This window comes from Pedobacter polaris (assembly GCF_005116505.1).
GTDB lineage: Bacteria > Bacteroidota > Bacteroidia > Sphingobacteriales > Sphingobacteriaceae > Pedobacter > Pedobacter polaris.
In genome coordinates, this window is record NZ_SWBR01000003.1 from 1 (window position 1) to 23846 (window position 23846).

Annotated in this window: 15 protein-coding genes, 1 tRNA gene and 1 rRNA gene; 14 read left to right on the plus strand and 3 right to left on the minus strand. The window is 36.6% G+C overall.

What is annotated here, in order from left to right; genetic code table 11:
- Nucleotides 1-143 precede the first annotated feature (143 nt).
- From rrf to FA048_RS12105, 4 genes are all read left to right on the plus strand, one after another.
- Nucleotides 144-255: ribosomal RNA gene (gene rrf, locus FA048_RS12090) — 5S ribosomal RNA — on the plus strand.
- 167 nt (nucleotides 256-422) lie between these two features.
- Entirely contained in the window at nucleotides 423-2204 is a 1782-nt protein-coding gene (locus FA048_RS12095; RefSeq protein ID WP_136841329.1) for a S8 family peptidase, read from the plus strand.
- Between the two features lie 234 nt (nucleotides 2205-2438).
- Nucleotides 2439-3254, plus strand: a complete 816-nt coding sequence (locus FA048_RS12100; protein ID WP_136841331.1) for a hypothetical protein — start codon at nucleotides 2439-2441, stop codon at nucleotides 3252-3254.
- A gap of 25 nt (nucleotides 3255-3279) precedes the next feature.
- A complete protein-coding gene (locus FA048_RS12105; protein WP_136841333.1) occupies nucleotides 3280-6153 on the plus strand; it encodes a TonB-dependent receptor in 2874 nt (957 codons plus the stop codon).
- 14 nt (nucleotides 6154-6167) lie between these two features.
- On the opposite strand, the gene FA048_RS12110 is transcribed toward FA048_RS12105, so the two are convergent.
- Both FA048_RS12110 and FA048_RS12115 read right to left on the minus strand, forming a co-directional pair.
- A complete protein-coding gene (locus tag FA048_RS12110) occupies nucleotides 6168-7391 on the minus strand; it encodes a sensor histidine kinase (protein WP_136841335.1) in 1224 nt (407 codons plus the stop codon).
- A 235-nt stretch (nucleotides 7392-7626) separates the two neighbouring features.
- The gene (locus tag FA048_RS12115; RefSeq protein ID WP_136841338.1) at nucleotides 7627-8880 is read right to left on the minus strand and encodes an ROK family protein; all 1254 of its coding nucleotides are present in this window, start codon (nucleotides 8878-8880) and stop codon (nucleotides 7627-7629) included.
- Between the two features lie 191 nt (nucleotides 8881-9071).
- On the opposite strand from FA048_RS12115, the gene FA048_RS12120 reads away from it, so the two are divergent.
- The 7 genes from FA048_RS12120 (at nucleotide 9072) to FA048_RS12150 (ending at nucleotide 19738) form a co-directional block, all read left to right on the plus strand.
- A complete protein-coding gene (locus FA048_RS12120; protein ID WP_136841340.1) occupies nucleotides 9072-12197 on the plus strand; it encodes a SusC/RagA family TonB-linked outer membrane protein in 3126 nt (1041 codons plus the stop codon).
- Between the two features lie 2 nt (nucleotides 12198-12199).
- On the plus strand, nucleotides 12200-13918 hold the full coding sequence (locus FA048_RS12125) for a RagB/SusD family nutrient uptake outer membrane protein (RefSeq protein WP_136841342.1): 1719 nt from the start codon (nucleotides 12200-12202) through the stop codon (nucleotides 13916-13918).
- A gap of 59 nt (nucleotides 13919-13977) precedes the next feature.
- Nucleotides 13978-14787: an endonuclease/exonuclease/phosphatase family protein gene (locus tag FA048_RS12130; RefSeq protein WP_136841344.1), complete on the plus strand. Its 810-nt coding sequence runs from the start codon at nucleotides 13978-13980 to the stop codon at nucleotides 14785-14787.
- Nucleotides 14787-17018 (plus strand): alpha-N-acetylglucosaminidase, encoded by a 2232-nt coding sequence (locus FA048_RS12135; protein WP_136841346.1) that lies wholly within the window; start codon nucleotides 14787-14789, stop codon nucleotides 17016-17018. The genes FA048_RS12130 and FA048_RS12135 overlap by 1 nt, the downstream gene beginning before the upstream one ends.
- Before the next feature lie 343 nt (nucleotides 17019-17361).
- Complete coding sequence (locus FA048_RS12140; protein ID WP_136841348.1) at nucleotides 17362-18456, plus strand: hypothetical protein; 1095 nt, start codon at nucleotides 17362-17364, stop codon at nucleotides 18454-18456.
- Between the two features lie 14 nt (nucleotides 18457-18470).
- The gene (locus FA048_RS12145) at nucleotides 18471-19232 is read left to right on the plus strand and encodes a hypothetical protein (RefSeq protein WP_136841350.1); all 762 of its coding nucleotides are present in this window, start codon (nucleotides 18471-18473) and stop codon (nucleotides 19230-19232) included.
- Nucleotides 19229-19738, plus strand: a complete 510-nt coding sequence (locus FA048_RS12150) for a hypothetical protein (RefSeq protein WP_136841352.1) — start codon at nucleotides 19229-19231, stop codon at nucleotides 19736-19738. Before FA048_RS12145 ends, FA048_RS12150 begins: the two co-directional genes overlap by 4 nt.
- A gap of 631 nt (nucleotides 19739-20369) precedes the next feature.
- On the opposite strand, the gene FA048_RS12155 is transcribed toward FA048_RS12150, so the two are convergent.
- Nucleotides 20370-20443 (minus strand) — tRNA-Met (locus tag FA048_RS12155).
- A 129-nt stretch (nucleotides 20444-20572) separates the two neighbouring features.
- Here FA048_RS12155 and FA048_RS12160 point away from each other — a divergent pair.
- The 3 genes from FA048_RS12160 (at nucleotide 20573) to FA048_RS12170 (ending at nucleotide 23825) form a co-directional block, all read left to right on the plus strand.
- Nucleotides 20573-20953, plus strand: a complete 381-nt coding sequence (locus FA048_RS12160; RefSeq protein ID WP_136841354.1) for an START-like domain-containing protein — start codon at nucleotides 20573-20575, stop codon at nucleotides 20951-20953.
- A gap of 30 nt (nucleotides 20954-20983) precedes the next feature.
- Nucleotides 20984-22423, plus strand: coding sequence for an LptF/LptG family permease (locus FA048_RS12165; protein ID WP_136841356.1), 1440 nt, complete (start codon nucleotides 20984-20986; stop codon nucleotides 22421-22423).
- Nucleotides 22424-22616: 193 nt separating this feature from the next.
- A complete protein-coding gene (locus tag FA048_RS12170; RefSeq protein WP_136841358.1) occupies nucleotides 22617-23825 on the plus strand; it encodes a bifunctional 3,4-dihydroxy-2-butanone-4-phosphate synthase/GTP cyclohydrolase II in 1209 nt (402 codons plus the stop codon).
- The last annotated feature ends 21 nt before the right edge of the window (nucleotides 23826-23846 follow it).

Genomic DNA, 23846 nt, shown 5'->3' on the forward strand with positions numbered 1-23846 from the left:
TTTCAAGAGCAATAGACTGTTGTTTGTTCTTCAATATAACTTCTTTCAATAATATGTCATTTAGCAACTAGTGCCCAGTACCCGGTAGTCGGACCAATGTGTCCATGTACCATACACCGAACACTATATGCTATTAAAAATATTCAGGTGCCTATATCGGCGGTGTCCACCTCTTCCCATTCCGAACAGAGAAGTTAAGCCCGCCAGAGCCGATGGTACTGCAGTAACATGTGGGAGAGTAGGTCGGTGCCAGATCTTAAAAGAAGCCGTACAGCGAAACCTGTACGGCTTTCTTGTTTTATGGATATCCCAAACATCCAGAAATTCTTGTTAAAATTTTGTTAAATCAACATAATTTTATATCCTAACTATTTTAAAACCGTAATATTGTAAATTACGTTAGTCTTAAAAACATTTTAATTATGAAATTCAGGATTAGTTTATTTTTTGCATTTTTTATTGGGATAGGTGTTAACGTTTTTGCACAAGATAAAAATGTTGTTCTCCCTCCTAATTGGCACAATCTTGATTTAGCAACATCTGGTTATTTTGGTATTAGTACTGAAAAAGCTTACAATGAGTTGCTAAAAAACAAAACTCCTAAGCAGAAAGTTATTGTTGCCGTAATTGATGGCGGAACAGATATCAATCATGAAGATTTAAAAGGTGTTTTATGGACCAATCCTAAAGAAATTCCTGGTAATGGAATTGATGATGATGGTAATGGTTACATTGATGATATACATGGTTGGAATTTTTTAGGCTCAAAAAATGGAAACTTAGCCTATGATAACTTAGAGCTAGTTAGGATTATGAGAAAATTCGATGCTAAATACAGATCCGTTATCAATAGCACGATCTTAGATAGTACTGAGAGAAAAGAATATACCCTTTATCAAAAAGCTAGAACAGATTTTGGAAAAAAATATGACGAAGCGAGCAGTACTTTTCCGGTATATATCCTCATAAAAAAAGTAATGGACTCTGTTGCTCTAATCAACAAAAAAGATGTTCCATCAATGGATGATATTGAAAGATATAAAGCAGATGATGAAACAGAAGAATATGTAAAGAAGATTATAAGAAAAGGGGCTAAAGATGAAGGTAGTATTGAAAAATTTTATACTACGATTAAGAAAGGTTATCATGAGCTAGAGGTTATGCTGAAATATAATCTGAATATAAAATATGATCAACGTTTTGAATTGGTAGGAGATGATTATAGTAATTCTAATCAACGTAACTATGGAAATAATGATGTAGCTGGACCAAATGCCGACCATGGAACTCACGTTTCTGGAATTATTGGGGCTGATAGAAATAATGCTATTGGCATTCTAGGTGTTGCTAATAATGTAAGTATAATGACTATCCGTGTAGTGCCAGAAGGAGATGAAAGGGATAAAGATGTAGCTAACGGCATTCGCTACGCTGTAGATAACGGAGCCAAAATTATTAATATGAGTTTTGGGAAAGGTTATAAATGGGATAAAAAGGCTGTTGATGAAGCTGTTAAATATGCAGAAACCAAAGGAGTATTGCTTGTTCATGCTGCAGGAAATGATAACAATGACAATGACGCGATAGAAAATTATCCTAATAAGTATTATGATAGCCCTGAAGCAGAGGCTTATGCTAAAACTCATAAAAAAAGGGAAAATACAGGTTTTGTTCCTCCCAAACCTGGAGATATGCCTGGACAACAACCTGCTATGCCTGGGCAACCAGTAAATAGAAGGCCTGATCCATTTGTTAAACCTATACCTAAAGATACCGTAAAATTTAAACTACCTCATGCTAACAATTGGATTGAGGTGGGTGCTAGTACTTATAAAGATAATGATGAACTAAAGGCTTCCTTTTCGAATTTTGGGAAATATAATGTTGATGTTTTTGCACCTGGTTTTATGATAAATTCTACAATTCCAGGCTCTAAATATGAGGAGTATGATGGTACAAGTATGGCGTCACCTGTAGTTTCTGGATTGGCAGCTTTAATTTTAACTTATTATCCACAACTTAAACCTGTAGATTTAAGGGATATAATTATGAAATCAGTTACAAAAGTTGATCATAAAATAAAATATAAAAACGATAAGGGTGAAAATGTTCGTGTTCTCTTTAGTGAAATATGTGTTAGTGGGGGAATTGTGAATACTTACAATGCTTTAAAAATGGCAGAAAGCTATCAATTAGCTAAATAAATTTTCAAAAAATAAAGAAATTGAAACCCCTGAATATTTTTCAGGGGTTTTTTATTTAGTAACATTTTAGCGATATAATTATACTGAATGGTTGTTTAAGGTGAATTAGAGGACTTTTATTTTCTCTTCAACAGATTTAAATAAAAATCTAACTCTTGTTATTAAGCCATTACAATTTATATAAGTCTATAGGCTGTATCATTGTTAATTTAGCAATAAAAATAGCCTAATCGTATGAAAAGAATTTACTTCATTTGTTTTTTTAGTTTAATTATAGGCTCATCATTTGCGCAAAAATTGCCAGATATTCAATCGGCTTCAATGATAGCGCCTACAGGGATAAGAATAGATGGAAAATCAACTGAATGGAATGATGTATTTGCTGCAGAAAATAGAAGAACTGAGGTGTTTTATACTTTAGCTAATGATGATAAGAATTTATATTTAATACTTAAATCGGCTAATAGTAACAATACAAATAAGATAATGCTAGGAGGTGTTACTTTTACAATAAATGCCGAAGGTAAAAAGCGTGAAAAGGAAGGTGTAAGTATAACCTATCCATTGATAAATCGAGCAAATAGAAATCAAGGAGGAAGAACTGGCCAAGGTCAAAATAGACAAGGGGGACAGGGAGGTTTTCAAAATAGAAATCAACAAAATCCACAGCAGAGGGATTCTATTGCATTAGTGGCAAGAAAAGCACAATTGGCTGGCGTAAAGGAAATTAGAGTAACTGGATTTAAAAGTATAACTGATTCCCTAATCTCCATTTATAATGAATATGGAATAAAAGCAGTTGCTAATTTTAATCAAAAAGGTGAATACGTTTATGAACTCGCTATTCCGCTAAGTTTAATAGATCTTAAGGATAAAAAAGAGTTTGTGTATCAGTTAAAATTAAGCGGATTAAGTAATATGAGTTTCGGTGGTTTTGGTGGTGGAGGCAACTTTGGTGGCGGAAGATTAGGTGCAGGTGGGGGCAATAATTCTCAAGACTTAATGAGCCCGACAGATTTTTGGGGTAAATATATTTTAATTAAACAATAACTATCAGCTAACGCTACTAACCAGCATGTCTAAATTTTACAAGCCGCTTTCTTTTTCTACCTTATTAAAAGGTCTAACTTTTGTTATTTTAATTGCTGGATTAAATACCGGAGTTTATGCCCAACAATCACCTCAAAAAGCTACTACGCCACCTCCATTACCTACTAGGGAAATTAGTGGAATTGTAAAAGACACTACTGATGTTGGTATTCCAGGAACAACAGTTCGATTAACTTCTGAGAAAGATACGCTGGTAATAAGTACAAATCCAGATGGGATTTTTGTATTCAAAAACGTAAAGTCCGCTACCTATACAATTAGTGTTAACAGTTTGGGTTTTAAGCCAATTGTAGCAAAATATAAACAAAATGATGCTATTCCTAGAATTGTAATGGATCCGATCATTATGAATGGAGATTCTAAAACCTTAGATGCAGTAGTAATTAATGGAACCCCTTCTATAACTTATAAAACTGATACTGTTGAGTATAAGGCTAGCGATTATATCGTAAGAGAAAATGCTACTGTTGACGAGTTGGTAAAGAAAATGGAGGGCATGGAGGTTGGTACCGATGGAAGTTTAGTGCATCAGGGAAATCCGGTAACCAAAGCTAAAATTAACGGTAAGACCTATTTAGGTGGCGATGTAGCTACTGCAATGCAGAATTTACCTGCGGAAATTGTAGATAAGGTACAGATTGTTGATGATTATGGAGACCAAGCGGCAAGAACAGGTGTGAAAGATGGTGAACCTCAGAAAATATTAAATATTGTTACCCGTACAGATAAATCTGTAGGAAATACAGTGAACCTTAATGGGGGTGTTGGTAATAATGATCGGTACCAAGGGGCTGTTTTTGGGACCAGGCTTAATGGGAATCAAACCATTGGTGTAAATGGGCGTTTAAACAACACTGTTAATGGCGTTGCAAATAGTGGCGATAATGGAGGCAATGGTGGTGGTGGAGGTCGTGGTGGAAACGGGGGCGGAGGTGGCGGAGGAGGCGGAGGAAACTCATCGGGAGGAAGTGGAGGAACCACAAACAATGGGAACAGTTCATTTTCTTTTAGAGATAAAATAGGGAAAAAGGTTGAAGTTAATGCCAACTACCGTTATAATTTTAATAATGTAAATACCTTAAATAGCAGCTTAACAACTCGGCCAGTAGGTAACCAGTCATTATTTATAGCGAACGATAGCAGAGGAGATAATGACAGTAAGAGCCATAACTTTAGTTTTGAATTAGAGGCAGATTTAGATAGCAATAACTACATCAAATTTACACCATCGATTAGCTATTCTTCTTCATTATCTGGGAGCGAGTTTTCTGTGTTTCAAACGGGCGCTATTCACCAAGATCAAATAGGTTCGAACACGAGTACGAATAAACGCCCAAATTTAGAGGCCACCTTGTTCTATCAGCACATCTTTCCTAAAAATAGGAGAAGGAATCTTTCCATGCAATTTAGCTTAAATACAGCCAATCAGCAGTCCGAACAAGACCGTAATTCTAACGTAGTTGAATATATAGATACAACTGATGTAGTGAAAAGTCAACTTTTAACACATCGACTGATTGAGCGAGATAATCTCCAAAAAACCTATCGTGGAAGTATCACTTATGTGGAACCTATCAATTTAAAGTCCCAATTTGAAGTTAATGCACAGATGAACTATAATGGCTATGATAATAAAGCTATTTCAAGTGACATAAATACTGCGGGCGACCCAAAGATTATTGATTCCTTAAGCAATATTTACGATTATTCGTTTTTACAAAGTAGATTAGCATTGAACTATCGTTATGGTTTAGGTAATGCTTCTAAGTTTAGATTTTCACTTGGGATTACTGCAGTACCAGGTTTATTAAGTGGCACTAAAGTTAGCTTGGGTACTACTACTCGCAGAAGCATCCTGAATATTATTCCGATTGCAAGGTTCCAATATTTATGGTCTCGTCAACACAGCGTGCAGATTAATTATTCTGGAAATGCAAATGAACCTAGTTTTGATCAGATTCAACCTGTACGTGACGTATCAAATCCGCAGAGTCCAGTAGTGGGTAATCCAAACCTAAAAGTTACTTTCAACCACTCTATTAATGCAGCATATAATAACTATATAGCCAACTCTAAATTAAATTACTCCGTTAATATGAATGCAACGTTCGTTAATAATGCGGTAGTGAGAAATTCAGTGCAAATTGTTCAAGATAACATTACAGTGTACGAAACCAGATTTTTAAATATGTCTGGTGTTTATAGGGTTGGTGGTAATTATTCAATCAGCAAGCAACTGGCAGATAGAAAATATAACCTTACCTTAAATGGAAGTGTAAACCACAATCATAATGTGGCAATGAGCAGAAATATTGAGTATACCTCCTCTGTTTGGAATATGAACAATCGTTTCGGACCCCGTATTAATCCTAATGAATGGATTGAGGTTAATCCAAATGTAGGTTATAGTTTTATTAAGTCTAGCAATACCTTACCAACCTCGCTTGGAAGTTTAACAAAAACATTGTCGTTTAATATTGATGGTAAATTTATTGCATGGGAGAGTTGGATTTTAGGCTATAGCGCAAGCAAGAACTTTGTAAGTGGAATTAATGCGAATGTAACTGCTAATCCATTGGTAATTAATAGTTATTTGCAGAAAGAGTTTTGGAAACGAAGAGCTTCATTTACACTTCAAGCCTTTGATATTCTTAACCAAAATAATTTCGTTAATCGTAACATTACAGACGATGGAACAATTACAGATACTAAAACTAATGCTTTAAGTCGCTATTTTATGGTTAGGATGAGCATTCGTTTACAAAAATGGAGTGGGGCAAGACCTAGAAATGGACAACAAATGATGCGTAGAGGTGATGGAAGTTTTATGCAAAATTAAAAGAGAAAAAATAGCTACTTACTAGCTAAACTAACATAGAAAGTGGTTCCTTTGCTAACATCACTTTCGAACCAAATTTCTCCATTTAATAATTCAACATAAGTTTTTGCTAGTCTTAAGCCTAGTCCTACGCCTTTTTCTTTGTTAGTTCCATAAGTACTTTTGTTTTTAAGAGAAAATACTAACTGTTTTTGGTCATCATCTATCCCAATTCCGTTGTCATTTATACTAATTAAACATTTGTTATTTTTAATAGTAGCTATTAGATCAATCTTCCCATTGGGCAAAGAGAATTTAATTGCATTGTTTACTAAATTTCTGATTATAAGTTGCAGCATATCTGGATCTGCAATTGCGATTAGATCTTGAGCTATCGTATAATTTAACTTGATTCCTTTTTCTTTAGCTATATTTTTTTGCAGAAGCAAAGTATGATGCAATGTTTCATAAACGGCAATTGCACTTAGCTTAACATGAATACCATCCATTTGATCTTTTGACCAGGATAAAATATTCTGTAGCATTTCAGAAGTCTGTCTGGTAGAGGCTAGAAGCTGTTTTTCAATTTCTAATTTTTCTTCTTTATTTAGATCCAGCTGATTTAACAATGAAAGATAATTCTCAATAGAAGCAAGAGGTGCTCTTAGATCATGAGCAACAATAGAAAATAATTTATTCTTGGTATCATTACTCTTTTCCAAAGCTACCAATCTATTAGAGGCAAGTATTTTTTCTCTATTATAGCTCTTCTTCATGAACATAGTAATTACTATAATCATGATTATTACCTCAAAAATGGTTTGCGACAGATCTAATAGTTTATGGTTTTCATCAACATAAATAGTTTTAATATATTCAGGGTGATTGTATTCTAATGTTAAAAGAACAATTAAAAAAATAAGGGTTGAAGGTATCCAAATCCAGAATTGCTTTTTAGGACTAACAATAGCTAAAATGAAGATGATTACAATAAATGTATACAGATTTACACCATTAGATCCTGCAGCTGCGAAATAAGTGCCACCACATAATGCATTAAAAGAAACGGCAAAAATACCTACAGCAATACCTAACTGATTTTTATAACGAGATAAATAGTAACCTAATAATAATATGCCTATTAGAGGCAACATGATATAGCCATAAAAAGTTAGACCAATAGCAAAATTAATAATTGCATTAATAGATGCACCTATCGCTGAAAAAATACTTACTGCATTAAAAATGCGATATTCCATATTATATTGGATTTCATTACCAATTAATTTGGACCAGTATGTTCTGATTAGATTTTGGAATTTCAAAATAGTGATGAGCTTTCCCAAATATAGAAATATAACTCAACCCATTGAAGAATTGAGGGAAATGAATAGGTTTTAGAAGGTCTAATTTTCTTAAAACTCTAGCTTCACCTATAAAGCCATTAATTGGAGGCAGCCTTTTCTTTTAGTTAGGTTCCAATGATCTGTCTGTCTAGGCTCCAATTAACTCAATTTGGTAATCGAATATTTTTTCTACTACAGTATGCACATTTCCTAAAATACCGGCGTCAGGCCCCAATTCAGAAAGCACAATTTTAGTGTTTTCTGTAAACTGCACCATGCTGTACATATTTATAGAATGTTGAATAGGGGTAGTGATATATTGTTTCGCCTCTGCTATTCTCCCTCCTAAAATAACTAACTCTGGATTAAATAATTGTATAAGAGTGGCAATAGCTTTACCTAGATTTTTTCCAATATCCGATAATATATTTATAGCATACTGATCACCCCGATTGGCGGCATCAATTACAATGTGAGGTTCAATCTTGTCAATTTCTTGGTCAGACAGTTCATTGAGCATTGAAAGCTGTCCTGACTTTATGCCTTCTTTAGCCATGCGCACCAAAGCAATTCCCGATGCTACAGTTTCTAAACAACCACGTTTGCCACAATAACATAATGCCCCATCTTCAACAAACGGAATGTGACCAATTTCTCCAGCAAATCCTGAGGTTCCACTTCTTAGTTCTCCGTCCATAATAATGCCCAAACCAATGCCCCAATCCATCAATAATACCAACACATCTCTTTTGTCTTGTGCAAGGCCTACTTTGCTTTCGGCCAATGCCGAGCTTTTAACATCATTCTGTATAAAAACCGGTCTGTTAAATTTTTCTTCAAATACTTGTTGCAACGTTTGCAAATGCCGATTGCTTATAATGTAAGTGTAACTACTGCCATATTTAGTATTTACTAAGCCAGGTATACTTATGCCAATTCCTATCAACTTATTAAAATCAATTTCAGATGATTTAATGAGTTGCCTAGCATAATTATACAATAAATCAACCGCATTTACTTCATCAGCAAGTACCAAAGGAAAGCTTTGTATACCACTTACAATATTGTTATTGTTATCAACTATAGCCATTTTAGTTTTGAAACCTTCCATTTCTATACTTAAAATGTATAATGAGTTAGGCTTCATCATATAAAGCTCAGGCTTACGGCCGCCTATTGATTTACCATAACCATTTTTTTCGATGATACCATCGTGAAGCAGTTCATTTATAATTTGGATGGAGGTAGGGGTGCTTGTAAATAATATAGCTGACAGGTCTGAAACTGATTTTGGCCCTGAAGCAATAATTGTTTTCAGTAACCTTAGTTTTTGAATATGCTTCTTTTTATCAATGTTACTTAGTTTGCTAATATGGTCTTTGCTTATAATAAGGGACTTCATTCTATAATTTAATACTTAGGTGCTACTTGATTGCAGTGAATGTCAAACTTCAATAAAAATTTTATTAAAGATGTTAAGCTATTATTAATATTTTATTATACTATCAATTTTGGCGCATATATTTTTAGAAAAAGTTGACATTTATTGACGAATTAGGCACAAACAACTCATCTCTAACTAAAAATTTGACTATGAAAGGAATTTTACGTTCCAGTATTATTAGGTGTATCCAGGTGCTGACATTGCTCTCTGTGTTGATACCAATTTATTCACAAACCGCTTTTTCGCAATCAACCGGTACTAAAACTGTAACAGGTATTGTAACCGATGTTTCTGCGAATGAACCTATTCCCGGTGCTACCGTAAGCTCAAAAAGCAGCGGAAGGGCAACCACTACTGATGCCGAAGGAAAATTTTCCATATTGGTTACAGAAACCGACGATATTACCATACGCTCTTTAGGTTATGAGGATATGGTAGTTAACGTTGCTGGTAAAAGTAGTGTAACAGCAAATTTAAAAGCTACCAACTTATCGCTTAATGCCGTAGTAGTAGTAGGTTTTGCCACGCAAAAAAAGGCAAACCTTACCGGAGCGGTATCGGTGGTAAACGAAAAAGTATTAGCAAGTAGGCCAATTACAGCTGTATCAACTGGTTTACAGGGTACGGTTCCGGGTTTAAGTGTTGTTGGAACAAGAGGGCAGCCTGGCGCTAGTCATGGCGAGGTAAGGGTGCGTGGTATTGGAACTTTTAACAATTCCGATCCTTATATTTTGATTGATGGTGTGCCAGGGGATATGAACTGGATCAATCCGGAAGATATAGAAACTATTTCGGTTCTTAAGGATGCAGCTGCATCATCTATTTATGGTACTAGGGCAGCCAACGGTGTTATATTAATTACTACTAAAAAAGGCTTGCCCGACCAAAAACCTACATTATTTTACAGCGGTTATTTTGGTTTTCAAAAACCTACCGCATTACCTAAAATGCTGGGCTCTGTTGATTACATGACCATGCTGGGTGAAGCACAAATTAATGCTGGTTTACCTAAAAGCTATACCGATGCCCAGATAGAAATTGCAAGAAAAGGCTCAGATCCTAATTACTTTGCCAACACCGACTGGCCTAATGAGCTTATAAAATCATCGGCCTCGCAACAAAACCACAACATTAATGTAAGTGGCGGCAGCAAAGATGTGCAATATTTCGTTTCTTACGGACGCCAAAATCAAGATGGTTTAGTGGTAGGAGATCAGTACAAGTTTAAAAAAGATAATGTAAGGTTAAAGGTTAATACCGCACGTATACTCAATATATTAGATCTTGAGGCTAACTTGAGTTACCTCGACCGCAATCAAAACCAACCATCTTCAAACACTGATGTGGGAGGCGGCGCAATTTATACAGCGCTTACCATGTCGCCACTTAACCCAGTACGCTTTACTTCAGGTGGTTGGGGTTACGGAGGTGGATCGAGCAATCCGGTAGCTATTGCAACTGATGGTGGTTTTAACAACTTTGTTTCAAAAGAATTTACCTCGAGTTTTGTAGGTAAGCTGCATGTTTTAAAGAACCTAGATATTACTTCTCAATATGGCATAAGAGGTACAAGCCAAAAACGTGTAACCTTTAACCGCACAATTCAATACTTCGATCCGGTTACCAATGCGGTTATTTATACTACAGGATCGCCAAACTCGCTGCAAAACATTGCAACTACCATAACCTTCAAGAACTTTTCTACGCAAATTGATTACCGCTTAAACTTAAATAAAAACCACTTTAAAGTGTTAACTGGTTATCAGCAGGAATCAAACCGTTTCGATGCATTTTCGGCAAGTGCCAATAACTTTGTAGATGATAATGTACCAGTTCTTAACTTAGGTACTACCAATTTCAACGTTGGCGGCGATGCTTATCAATACGCAACGCAAGGCATATTTGGTCGCCTTAATTATGATTACTCAGAAAAATATCTCCTAGAATTAAATCTACGTTATGATGGTTCATCGCGTTATGCTAAAGGACACAGATGGGGCATGTTCCCGTCGGTATCAGCAGGTTGGCGCTTTACCGAAGAAAGTTTTATTAAGAATAACACCATCAGTTGGTTGTCTGACGGTAAAATTAGGGCCTCATATGGTACGCTTGGAAACCAGTTTGGTGCTGATGGTTCTGCATATTCTGAATACTATCCTTATGCAAATACCATTGGTTCGGTTGGCACAGCTCCCATTGGTAACGGTTCTGCACCAACCTCTGCATTTGCTCAAACCATATTGTCAAACCCATTACTTGAATGGGAAAAAGCCAGCATGTTGAACATAGGCTTAGATCTTACTTTTTTAAATAACCGCTTATCTTTTACCGGCGAATGGTTCAATAAAAAGATAAGCGACATTCAGATCAAGGTACCTCAACCAGACATTTTGGGATTGGCAGTTCCTGATCAAAATGCAGGAGGCATGTCTAATAAAGGCTATGAATTGTCTTTAGGTTGGAATGACCGCATTAAAGATTTCAAATATGGTATAACCGCAATATTTTTCGATATCAAAAATAAAGTTACAGACCTTGGCGGGGTGCCACCAACTATTGGTGATCGTATAAGAGATATTGGCTATCCACTTAACGCGTTTTACGGTTACCGCACAGACGGGCTTGCACAGGAAGGCGATTTTACACGTAACGCCGCAGGTGCATATATTCCCAAATTTGCAATAATGGATCAGTACGCAGGTAAAATTGCACCGGGGGATATTAAATACCGCGATTTAAACGGAGATGGAAAAATTACAGCAGACCTTGATAGGGAAGTAATTGGTGATGCTTTTCCACGCTATAATTACTCATTTAGATTGGATGCCTCTTGGAAGGGGATTGACTTTACCGCCTTTTTACAGGGTGTAGGAAAAAATAGTGGTTATATAACCGGCCCTGGTTTACACGCTTATAACGCTGATGCCGCTTTCCCACAGGAAATTCATTTAGACCGCTGGACCCCTACAAATACCAATGCTTCTTATCCCCGCTTTATTTATAAAGACACGCGTAACACTGCACCTGTTTCAGATTATTGGTTGCAGAATGCATCGTACCTGCGCTTGAAGAATGTGCAGATAGGTTATACTATCAATCCTAAACTCACTCAAAAACTGCGTATTCAGCAATTGCGCTTCTATGCATCAGGTGATAATCTGTTCACACAATCAAATTACTATTATGCCTACGATCCAGAATCGCCAAGTACCAGCGGCGGCCTTTATCCACAGGTTAAAACATTCATTTTTGGTATAAACATCAAATTACAGTAAGCATGAAAACTAAAGATACTACAGCAAATGGCCGCCGTTCGTTTTTACGTAATGCCGGTGTATATGGCCTATCAGCAATTGCAGTTCCATCATTTATGGCAACGTTTTTAGCAGGTTGTAAAAAAGACTTTTTAGACAGAGAACCTCTAGATCAAATATCAGACGAAAGTTTCTGGAAAACTCCTCAGCAATTAGAATTAGCAGTTAACGGTGTATATGCTTTTCTGAAAGCAAAAAACACAGTTGATATGGAAAACCTAGGCGATAACACAATATACCCGCCAAGTTCCGATTATCAGGCCATATCATCAGGCAACTATGATTTTACCCGTGGTACATTAAACAGCGAATGGGTTGGCCATTATAATGGTATAAGACGTTGTAATCACTTTTTGGAAAACTACGAAAAAGCCCAGGGTGTTACCGATGTTAAAATGAAACAGTACGCTGGTGAAGTACGCTTTATGCGTGCACACATGTATACTTATCTGGTATTCCTGTTCGGAGATGTACCATTAATTACCAAAACGTTAATTATTGGTGATACTGAAATTTATGGGCCACGTACCAAACGTACAGAAGTGGTTGATTTTATATTAAAAGAATTGGATGAAGCCGCTACTGGCCTACCTACAACCTATGCGGCTGCAGATTTGGGACGCATCACCAAGGGTGCGGCTTTTGCATGGAAAGCTCGCGTGGCTTTATTTTTCGAAAAATGGTCGGTTGCCGAGACGGCTTCTAAAGCGGTTATGGATTTGAATTTATATCAGCTATATACAGCGGGCGGAACTGCAACTTGTTATAACGATCTATTTACCTATAAAGGCAAGGTTTCAAATGGCACCAATAAGGAAACCATCCTAGTGCGCAGGTATTTAATCGATGTTTACCTACATAACCTGAGCCGAGAATGCCAAGTGCCCGATCAAACCTCACGTTTCTGTCCAACTAAAGCGCTTGTAGATAGTTATTTATGTTCGGATGGACTGCCAATTGACAAGTCGCCGTTATATAGCGAAGCAACTTATGCAGATATTTTCAAAAACAGAGATCCGCGTATGAAACAAACCATCCTTTCACCTGGAGCTGCCTGGGGTGGCCGTGACGATGGTGATGCCAATGCAGACACTAACGCTAATTTTAACACACCAAAATGGGACGCCGATAAGAAAGGCTGTATTACTGGAACTGGCTTTTATTTTACCAAGTATGTTGAAATATCAATAGTTGGAGCGGTAACCAAGGATGCGAATGACATTCATCATATTCGGTTAGCAGAAGTTTTGCTTACCTATGCTGAAGCTAAATTTGAGCAGGGTACCTTAACTCAAACCGATATAGATAACACCATTAATAAACTGCGAGATCGTGTAGGTATGAAACGCATGGTAATTGCCGAGCTGACCGCCGCAGGCCTTGATCTGCGTACTGAAATACGCCGAGAACGCCGGGTAGAACTTGCTTTTGAAGGTCAACGTTACTATGATATACTTCGTTGGAAACAGGGCTCATTGTTGGCTCAGGATGTAAAAGGCATGAAAAAAAGCCTGGTAGAAAGCTTTAACCAACAGTTTGTAAACACCATACCTACCGATGCCAACGGCTATTTTGTAGTCAATACTGGCAGAAGGTTTGATGTGAACAAAAACTACCTATGGCCTGTACCATTTAGCCAAAAACAACAAAATCCAAATTTAGGGCAAAATCCAAACTGGTAATATGATCTTACAGCAGTCGTGTTCGTACACATGACTGCTGTTTGTAAGCTAATTAATTTATGAAACATTATTTTTTTATACTGCCTCTGCTGCTCTTGTTTACTGCCTGTTCTGATAAGGTAACGATGCCAGCGCATCAGACCCAGACATCTGGGAATAACGAGCTAAAAGTTCTTTGTTATAATATACACCATGCTAACCCACCATCTAAAGAAGGGTTGATAGATTTGGATGCCATTGCCAACGTTATAAAAGCCGAAAACCCGGATGTGGTTGCATTACAAGAGATTGATAGGTTAACCAAACGCTCTGGGGGCATTGATGAGGCTAAGCTACTGGCTCAAAAAACCGGTATGAAATATCACTTTTTTAGGGCTATTGATCATGATGGAGGTGAATACGGGACTATGATACTGAGCAAACATCCGTTTTCCGATATAAAAAGTATTTCCTTACCAGAGGCATTTCCGGGAGAGGACCGTATTCTCGCTTATGTGACGGTAAAAATGCCTTCGGGGAAAACCTTTATACTAGCTAACACCCATTTAGATGCGCAACGTAATAACGATACGCGCACGCTGCAAATGAAAACTATATTACAAGAGTTATCAGCTAAACGAGAACCTATTATACTTTGTGGAGACCTCAATAGTGTAGATACGTCTGAAGCCATTAAACTCTTAGACCAACAGTTCAAGCGCACCTGCATCCTAAATTGTCCTGGTACAATTCCTGTAATTAACCCAACTAAGACTATTGATTACATTGCTATAAAGAATGCAACATGGCCCGTAAAAAGCCATATTGTTATTCCTGAAACTTACGCGTCTGACCATCGTCCGTTGGTGGTAACCTTCCAAATGAATTAATGAAGATAAATAGTTTTAAATTCCTAGCATCTTTGGCCATCCTGCTTTTAGCAGGAAGGCTTTGTGCTACTCAGCACATTGCAGAAAACGATCAAGAAACTGCCGTTTACGACCTCATTAAACGCGTTGTGCCCACAGCAGCCAGCAAATTCAAGGTAGAGTTTATTGAGCCTGTAAATGGTAAAGACAGATTTGAGCTGGAATCAAAAAATGGAAAGATAGTGATCCGCGGTACTAATGGCATAGCAGCAGCAAGCGCCTTAAACTATTACCTTAAAAACTATGCATTTTGCGATATCACCTGGAATGGAACCAATCTTAATTTGCCTAATCCTTTACCATCGGTTCCGCAAAAAATAGCCCAGGTAACGCCCTACCAGTATCGGTATTATTTAAATTACTGCACATTCAATTATTCTATGAGCTGGTGGGATTGGGATCGCTGGCAACAGGAGATTGACTGGATGGCGCTTAACGGAATTAATATGCCATTGGCAATAACAGGGCAAAACGCTGTGTGGCAAAGGGTATACAAAGGTATGGGGTTTACCGATAAAGAGCTGGAAGCATTTTTTAGTGGTCCGGCCTATTTCAACTGGTTTTTTATGGGCAACCTAGATGGTTGGGGAGGTCCTTTGCCTAATAGCATAATTAAGGGGCATGAAGAGTTACAGAAGAAAATACTGGCCCGCGAACGATCATTAGGGATGACACCCATTTTACCTGCTTTTACAGGGCATGTACCCCCATCGTTTAAAGATAGGTTTCCAAATGCTAAGTTAAAAAAAACGCATTGGACTACATTTCCAGATGTATACATTTTAGATCCTAATGATTCGATGTTTACTACTATTGGCCGAAAATTTATTGAAGAGGAAATCCGCACATTTGGTACCGATCATTTATACACGGCAGATACTTTTAATGAGAACATGCCGCCCACTAATGATACAACCTATTTGCACGATGTAAGTAAAAAAGTTTTTGAATCGATGACTGCCGCCGATAACAAGGCTACCTGGGTTATGCAAGGCTGGCTTTTTCATCACCATGAAAAATTTTGGCAACCAGCACAAATTAAAGCGTTACTAAACGCAGTGCCCAACAACCGTATGATCATACTCGATCTTTGGAGCGAAAACCACCCAGTATGGAACCGCACGCAAGCCTATTATGGCAAGCCTTGGATATGGTGCATGCTTCACAATTTTGGCGGAAACATTAGCATGTATGGCCGCATGGACAATGTGGCCAGCGATCCGGTAGCGGCGATGAACGATCCTGCCTCTGGCAAAATGGCTGGTATAGGCCTAACGCCCGAAGCCATTGAACAAAACCCTGCAGTGTACCAGTTATTTCTAGAGAATGTGTGGCGTAATACGCCCATTGACGTTAACGCTTGGTTAAAAGCTTATACTCGTCGTCGTTATGGTAGAATTAACAAGAATGCCGAGAGCGCGTGGGAAGTATTGCATAAAACAGTATACACTGGGGGTATTCTACCTGGCGGCCCCGAATCAATAATTACAGGCAGACCAACCTTTGCAAAAACATCACGGGGCACCCGTCCGCAAAAAAACTATAACCCTGAAGCACTTTTACCAGCCTGGGGAAATTTAGTAGAAGCATCTGCGGAACTTAAAGCCAGTGATGGCTTTAGCTATGATTTGGTTGATGTTACTAGACAGGTATTAGTAAATTATGCCGACACTCTTCAACAACAATTTGCGGCAGCTTATAAAGCTGGTGATGTAGCAAAATTTAACAAAAAGACCAGTGAGTTTTTAATGGTTATAGACGATACTGATAAATTGCTTGCAACTCGTAAAGATTTTTTATTGGGTAAATGGCTTAATGATGCTAAGAAATGGGGAACAACACCCACCGAAAAGAAGCTTTTTGAAAAGAATGCCCGCAATTTAATAACCTTATGGGGCGATAAAAATAGCACCTTGAGCGAATACTCGTGTAGGCAATGGTCGGGTATGCTAAGCGGCTATTACAAACCTCGCTGGGAGCAATTTTTTAAATATGTTAATCAGCAAGCAAAACTCAAGAAGCCTGTGGACCAAAAGTTTTTTGATGAGCAAATAAAAAACTGGGAGTGGAACTGGGTAAACAGTACAGAAACTTATGCGGATACAGCTACAGGCAATTCGGTAGAGGTAGCGCAACGAATCTATAAGAAGTATAGACCAGTAATTAACGGTTTGTATAATAAAAGGAATTAACCAGGGAATCGCTTTTGAAATTTGAGATGATGGAAAAAATGGTTATTCCTATAAATGATTAAGGTCAGATAAATGGTTTTTTCAAATCCAGAGTAAAAAGCTTAGAAACAAAAAAAGCCTTGATCTCTCAAGGCTTTACCAGTAGAGTCAACCCACGGAAAATCGACCCTATATGAACATTGCGAGGCAATAGTAAATTTTGAAAAGTGTTGAAGAACAAGATTGAGGGACAGTACTGGAAAAAGAAATTATTGTAAATGTTTTTCGGAATTGTGTTAATGACAAGCTATAGTAGGACGAGACATTTTCAACTGTTATTATAAATGCTTACATTAGGGTAACTATGAATCGCCTCAACTTTTTTAATCCTAAAAAACCCAACTCTGGGGAGTTAATTAAATTTATTGAAGAACTTAATAACGACAAATCAAATTACCTAAACGCTCTCAGATTATCCAAGGGTTCTTTGCGCGAAGTTCCATTTGAGATGCTCATGCAAAACTCAGACGATATTGCAGATGGAGTGAATAAGGTAGAAGTAATTTTTGAGAGAACCTTCTTTGGAATATTTAAATCCCTCCACATAAAACACAATGATAAAGGGGAAACGCAAATGATGTTTTATGAAGAGATTGAAAACCACCATATGATCCTTGAGCTTTTTTCGCTATTAAAGAATACATTGGGAGGAGGAGTTCTTGCAGACCATAAATTCAGTAGTTTTAATGATATAAAAAAAGTCGCGGAATTAGCAAAAGGACGATATAAAAATGCTGGAGATGAATTATTGCATCTTTGGGATGCAGGAGAATTCATGGTTACTCTTAATTATAAGCTCAATCCTTTAAGACAATTGTTGCTATCATTTAGGCTAAAAAAAGAGAAGATACTGGATGCTGTAAGGAGGGAAAACGGAACACTCATTCAGCTACTGAAACATTCTCCAAGATTACTGGATTATGAAAATCCCCTATCTGAAAAACCAACCTTTGAAAATGAAAAAATCAAATTCATAGACTATGAATTTGAGCTTATAGAATCAGAATTCGAGATTTTTAATCGCTTAGCTGTACGATTGTTCAGTGATGAAAAAGAATACAATACCTCAACGCACACCTTGCTGACCTATTACAGTACAAATGCCATTGATCTCTCGAACGTTCTAATTCTAGTTGATGAATTAGAGTTAATATACGGAGCTGATAGTTATGGACAAGAGAAGCTGGAACCACACAATGTTGATGATATTAGAAATAATGAATTCTGGTCCGGTAAAACATGGTACATGAACCATCAGCATGCTCCGTGGGATCTGGAAGACGAAGCGCAAAAGTTTCTCTATAGCATCATATTGTCACAAGATCCGGAAGATCTTGGGCTAAAGCTAGAAATATCAGCATATGATAATATGGAAAAATATGAAATTGGACTTATTTAAAAAGCTATTCGCACATGGAACTAACGTTTAGTAATCAAGTAAAAGAAGTTATCGCAAAATCAAGGCTGATATGTCTTGAAATGGGCTACGATGCCATCACTGAGGAGATGTTTATTTTAGGAATCCTATATGATATCATAAATGATAATTCTGGAGATCGTAATGGAGCAGTAATGTGCATGATGTCTATGCAGACAAACATTGAAACCTTAATTACCTATCTGGAAATGAAAATTGGGACCAAACTCAAAAAGGTGGACACTGCACCTACTGGAAATGTTCCTTTAACTAAGCAGGCAGAAAAAGTATTGAAAAGAAGTACCCTGATGGCTATCCGCTTTGGCGAGCATGGAACGATAGATACGATACACTTATTAGGTTCCTACCTTAATGAGATGGACAGGGTGGAAAGAAAAGAGTTTTTAAATGTCAATGAATTTGACCTGCTAACAGTATCTAGAAATATTGTGTTTGATGATCAAATAAAACCAAATTTGAGTCTTAAAGATGAAGATTCTATTGAAGTGCAATTAGCTAAAAGCAAAGAAAGAATTCTTCGGTTGAAAGCTGCATCGCAAGAAACAGTACGTCATAAAGCAAAATTAAAGGTCGTAAAACCTTTGTCACTGATTTTCGATATGGATGAGTACACGCCTGAAGAAATCAAAAATATTATTGCCTTGATAGGGGAAATCTATCATGAGCAATCAGGAGATCACCTAGTAATTAAAGGGATGAGCCAATTCCAAGTCGTTCAAGAATTAGCGTGTGTATGATGAGTTATCCAGAAGAAGAAATAGAAAAAAAAGACTTTTTAAAAGTCGAAGTTGAGGGAAAGGATAAGAGTATCTGGGAAGGGGCAAAAGGAAAGCTGATGAAGCTCATGAGTGAACTGATGGATACCAAAATTAATACTTACAGTGATAGTACTGTAAAAGATGAGTTGAAAAGGGCTACTTCTAATGTGATAGAATTTGCAAATGCTAAACTCATCAAACCAACTCTGGAAAACATGAAACTTCAAGTAGAAATTGAGCAGATGCTATCCAGTTCTGCAAAAATTGCTGCCGAAACCAGGAAGACTCATGCAGAGGCAGAATCCATTGAACTCGCTAACCTAGAGAAAAGAATGAAAATGGTCATGGGCGCCGCGAGGTTAATTGCTATCGCAGAAGACAATACAGAAGCAATTCTTTTTTGTAATAATATGGAAGCACTACTATGTTCTTTTGGCCCTGCCAATACGCTTCAGGAAGGTAAAACTGGTCAGGATGTTGCTTGATAAGTGAAATCATGCGTTGATATTATTACATATTGTTAGGCAAATACGCAAAGTTTGTTCCTCTCAAAATAAGATATCTTTATAATTACAATAACATCTTATCTAGAGTATGATAGGCTCAAACACTGTTGCAGGATAAGGATTGTTTCCCAAGGGCACAAAATCTCACAACAATATCATTACCGATGATTATATAAAATTATCTAACTAATATGTAAGGGCTTGTGTAAGAAATGTTGGCGAATATAATTGGATCATAATTCCGATATTACTATTCAAGAAGTTAAAGCTTTACCTATGTTTAAACATTTTTTCTGACAGTGAAGCTGAAGAGGTAGTTCGAACACTAAAAAGATTTTCAGAGATAATTGTAAAGGATCATTTAAGGAAGGAGAATAAAGATAAAGAACGCTATGATTTGAGCTTCGAACTGTAAAGTGTTGTTAATCTGTTTTTCGCCGCTTCGGTTAACCCAAGCAGGATCGAACTGTTAATTGCATTATTTTAATGCGAATAACGCGTTATGTTTGTTTTTTTCTTTTTATGAGAAAATTTCATGAAAAGAAAAAGCCTTGAATTTGAGCTCTTTTCAAAGAAAGAGTTCGAACTTCAAGGCTTTTCGCCGTTTCAGTAGCGGGGAGCAGGATCGAACTGCCGACCTCAGGGTTATGAATCCTGCGCTCTAACCATCTGAGCTACCCCGCCGTTTCTTTAAAAAGAAATCTAAAAGACTTTGTTTTTTTAAAGAGTTGCAAATATAGAATAAATTACTTTTCTTTAGAAACAAATAGTGAAAAATAGTCTATTATTTTTTAAAATACGAGGTATTTAAGGATGTCAGAAAAGAAAAAGTTTACATTAGAATATGAGTTGAGATCTTCTCCACGTATATTATTCAGTTTTATTAGCGAACCAAATGGTTTATCTCAGTGGTTTGCAGACGATGTGATTTTTAGAGATCAGGTTTATACGTTCACATGGGATGATGAAGTTCAGAAAGCAAAACTGTTAAGTATCAAAGAAAATAAACTTGTAAAATTCAAGTGGTTAGATGATGAACCTCACTGTTATTTTGAAATGGAGATTGTACAGGATGAGTTAACTAATGATGTAGCATTGGCTATCACAGATTTTGCTACTGACGAAACACTTAACGAAAAAACAAAAATCTGGGATAATCAAATTACCTATCTTCTGAGCGTAATTGGCGCTTAAATTTTCATCGGCATTGCCTATCTTTGCATATTGAAAAAGATACATTTACTGCTGATAAAGGCATTCATTAGGCCATTTATTGTCACATTTTTTATTGTGATGTTTATTCTATTGATGTTTTTCCTGTTTAAATATGTGGATGACTTAATAGGAAAAGGATTTGAGTGGTATACTATTGCAGAAGTAATGATGTATGCATCTGCTTCAAATGTTGCCATGGCATTGCCTCTCGCTGTGCTTTTATCCTCTATTATGACTTTCGGTAGTTTGGGAGAAAACTATGAGTTAGTTGCCATTAAATCTGCCGGAGTTTCTTTGCAAAAAGCAATGCAACCGCTATTCATTTTTATTATTGGTCTTTCAATTGCTTCATTTTTCTTTTCAGATTATATGTTGCCTAAAGCAAACCTAAAATATGGTTCGTTACTTTGGGATATTCGGAACAAAAAACTTGCATTTCTAATCAAGCCTGGTGTATTTAATAATAGTATCCCTGGTTATGCTTTGTTGGTAGATAGGAAAGGAGAAGGAGGGGTTGACTCTTTATATGGGATTACTATCTATGACCATACAGGTAGCAATGGTATTTCAAAAATAATTAAGGCCAAAAAAGGAAGGATGACCAAAACCGATGACGGTCAGTATTTAATATTGAAGTTAATTGATGGTGTAAGGTACGAAGAAGCAAATGGTAGTGGAGGAAACTCTTTTAACCCTCGTCAAACTTTTACCAGAATGCGATTTAAAGAAACTGAACAAAAGTTTGATTTTTCTAGTTTCAAAGGCTTAAACCGTACACAAGAAGAAAATTTTAAAAATAATGCTCCAATGCTCAATTTAAAAGAGTTGGTGCAAAGAGAAGATTCGCTAAAAAAGAATTTAGATAGCATTAATAAAACTACTAGGATTACTGCTAGTGCCTATTACAAACAAAATAATTACGTAGCTGGCTATACAAAAGTTAAAGTTCCTGTTAAAATCATTAAAGGCAATATTTTAAATACAATTCCGAAAAATAATCATTTTCAAACCTTACAAAATGCATTTGATCAGGCAGAGACTATAAAACAGGTAATTAATGGACGTATTATAGAGCACGATCTTTTGTCAAAAGAAGTCATCAAAGCCCAAATCGAATATCAAAGAAAATATACGTTAGCGGTTTCTTGTTTATTGCTGTTTTTTATTGGTGCCCCTTTAGGTGCCATTATTAGAAAAGGGGGTTTGGGTTTACCAGTGGTTATCGCAATTGTATTCTTTTTAGTTTATCATATCATATCAACAGTAGCTGAAAAATCTGCTAAGGAAGGTTCTTTAGATCCTATTTTTGGCATGTGGACGGCAATTATTGTACTTACTCCACTTGGCGTATTTTTAACCTATAAGGCAACAGTAGATTCTGCCTTGTTTGATGTAGATTATTATAAACAATTAATTTTAGGGTTGTTCAAGAAAAAAACTAATAAATAATTGTTGTATTGTCCTATCCAATTGGCTAGTTAACTTTCGTTATCGAATGTTATGTTTTTGCATTAACAAACGGTTAATCCTTTACTTACTAATGATATTTTTATTTAATAATTGAACGGCAAAGGTTGTAACTTTGTAATTGAAAATTATATAGGGCAATTAGCACTTGTTAATTTGAATTGACTGAATACAGATGGAAATTAAATTGAATACCATAGATGAGGCTATTGAGGATATCAAAGCCGGCAAAATAATTATTGTTGTTGATGATGAAGATCGTGAGAACGAAGGGGATTTTCTTACTGCAGCTAGAAACGTTACTCCAGAAGTAATCAACTTCATGTCTAAATATGGTAGAGGCTTAATTTGCGCACCACTTATTGAAGATCTTTGTAATGATTTAAAACTTGACTTGATGGTGCAAAACAATACTGTTTTACATCAAACACCATTTACAGTTTCAGTTGATTTAATTGGCCATGGTTGTACCACGGGAATCTCAACGCATGATAGAGCGAAAACAGTACAGGCTTTAATTAATCCAGATACTAAACCTGAAGATTTAGGGCGTCCTGGGCACATATTTCCTTTAAAAGCCAGAAGAGAAGGAGTGCTAAGAAGAACAGGGCACACAGAGGCTACAATAGACATTGCACGTTTAGCAGGTTTTGAACCAGCTGGTGTTTTGGTAGAAATTATGAATGAAGATGGGACAATGGCCCGTTTACCTGATTTGATGTTAATTGCTGCTCAGCATGAATTGAAAATTATTTCTATAAAAGACTTAATCGCCTACCGTTTAGCAGCGGAGAGCTTAATAAGAGAAGAAGTTACCGTAAATTTGCCCACACAATGGGGTGATTTTAAAATGACCGCTTATACACAATTAAGTAATGGTGCTACACACTTGGCCATTAGCAAAGGAGAATGGGAAGAAGGGGAATCTATTTTAACTAGAATACATAGTTCTTGTGTTACTGGAGATATCTTTGGTTCTTGTAGATGTGATTGTGGCCCTCAATTGCATAAAGCTTTTCAGATGATTGAGCAAGAAGGAAAGGGTGTAATTGTTTACATGAATCAAGAGGGAAGGGGTATTGGACTAATAAATAAATTACGTTCTTATAATTTACAAGATGCTGGTTTTGATACGGTTGAAGCTAATATTAAATTAGGTTTTAAAGGTGATGAACGCGATTATGGCGTGGGGGCTCAAATTTTAAGGGCGCAGGGTGTAAGCAAAATGAAATTAATGTCTAACAACCCTACTAAAAGAGCTGGTTTAATTGGCTATGGTTTAGAGATTGTAGAAAATATAGCTATAGAAATAGAAAGCAACCAACATAACGAGTCTTACCTTAGAACAAAACGTGATAAGATGGGGCATCAAATTATGAAATAAGGTATTTTTTGATTAGGACTT

Bases quoted from the DNA above. Each gene is read 5' to 3' on its own strand.
- FA048_RS12095 (WP_136841329.1), top strand. From the start codon at position 423: ATGAAATTCAGGATTAGTTTATTTTTTGCATTTTTTATTGGGATAGGT.
- FA048_RS12100 (WP_136841331.1), top strand. From the start codon at position 2,439: ATGAAAAGAATTTACTTCATTTGTTTTTTTAGTTTAATTATAGGCTCA.
- FA048_RS12105 (WP_136841333.1), top strand. From the start codon at position 3,280: ATGTCTAAATTTTACAAGCCGCTTTCTTTTTCTACCTTATTAAAAGGT.
- FA048_RS12110 (WP_136841335.1), bottom strand. From the start codon at position 7,391: ATGGAATATCGCATTTTTAATGCAGTAAGTATTTTTTCAGCGATAGGT.
- FA048_RS12115 (WP_136841338.1), bottom strand. From the start codon at position 8,880: ATGAAGTCCCTTATTATAAGCAAAGACCATATTAGCAAACTAAGTAAC.
- FA048_RS12120 (WP_136841340.1), top strand. From the start codon at position 9,072: ATGAAAGGAATTTTACGTTCCAGTATTATTAGGTGTATCCAGGTGCTG.
- FA048_RS12125 (WP_136841342.1), top strand. From the start codon at position 12,200: ATGAAAACTAAAGATACTACAGCAAATGGCCGCCGTTCGTTTTTACGT.
- FA048_RS12130 (WP_136841344.1), top strand. From the start codon at position 13,978: ATGAAACATTATTTTTTTATACTGCCTCTGCTGCTCTTGTTTACTGCC.
- FA048_RS12135 (WP_136841346.1), top strand. From the start codon at position 14,787: ATGAAGATAAATAGTTTTAAATTCCTAGCATCTTTGGCCATCCTGCTT.
- FA048_RS12140 (WP_136841348.1), top strand. From the start codon at position 17,362: ATGAATCGCCTCAACTTTTTTAATCCTAAAAAACCCAACTCTGGGGAG.
- FA048_RS12145 (WP_136841350.1), top strand. From the start codon at position 18,471: ATGGAACTAACGTTTAGTAATCAAGTAAAAGAAGTTATCGCAAAATCA.
- FA048_RS12150 (WP_136841352.1), top strand. From the start codon at position 19,229: ATGATGAGTTATCCAGAAGAAGAAATAGAAAAAAAAGACTTTTTAAAA.
- FA048_RS12160 (WP_136841354.1), top strand. From the start codon at position 20,573: ATGTCAGAAAAGAAAAAGTTTACATTAGAATATGAGTTGAGATCTTCT.
- FA048_RS12170 (WP_136841358.1), top strand. From the start codon at position 22,617: ATGGAAATTAAATTGAATACCATAGATGAGGCTATTGAGGATATCAAA.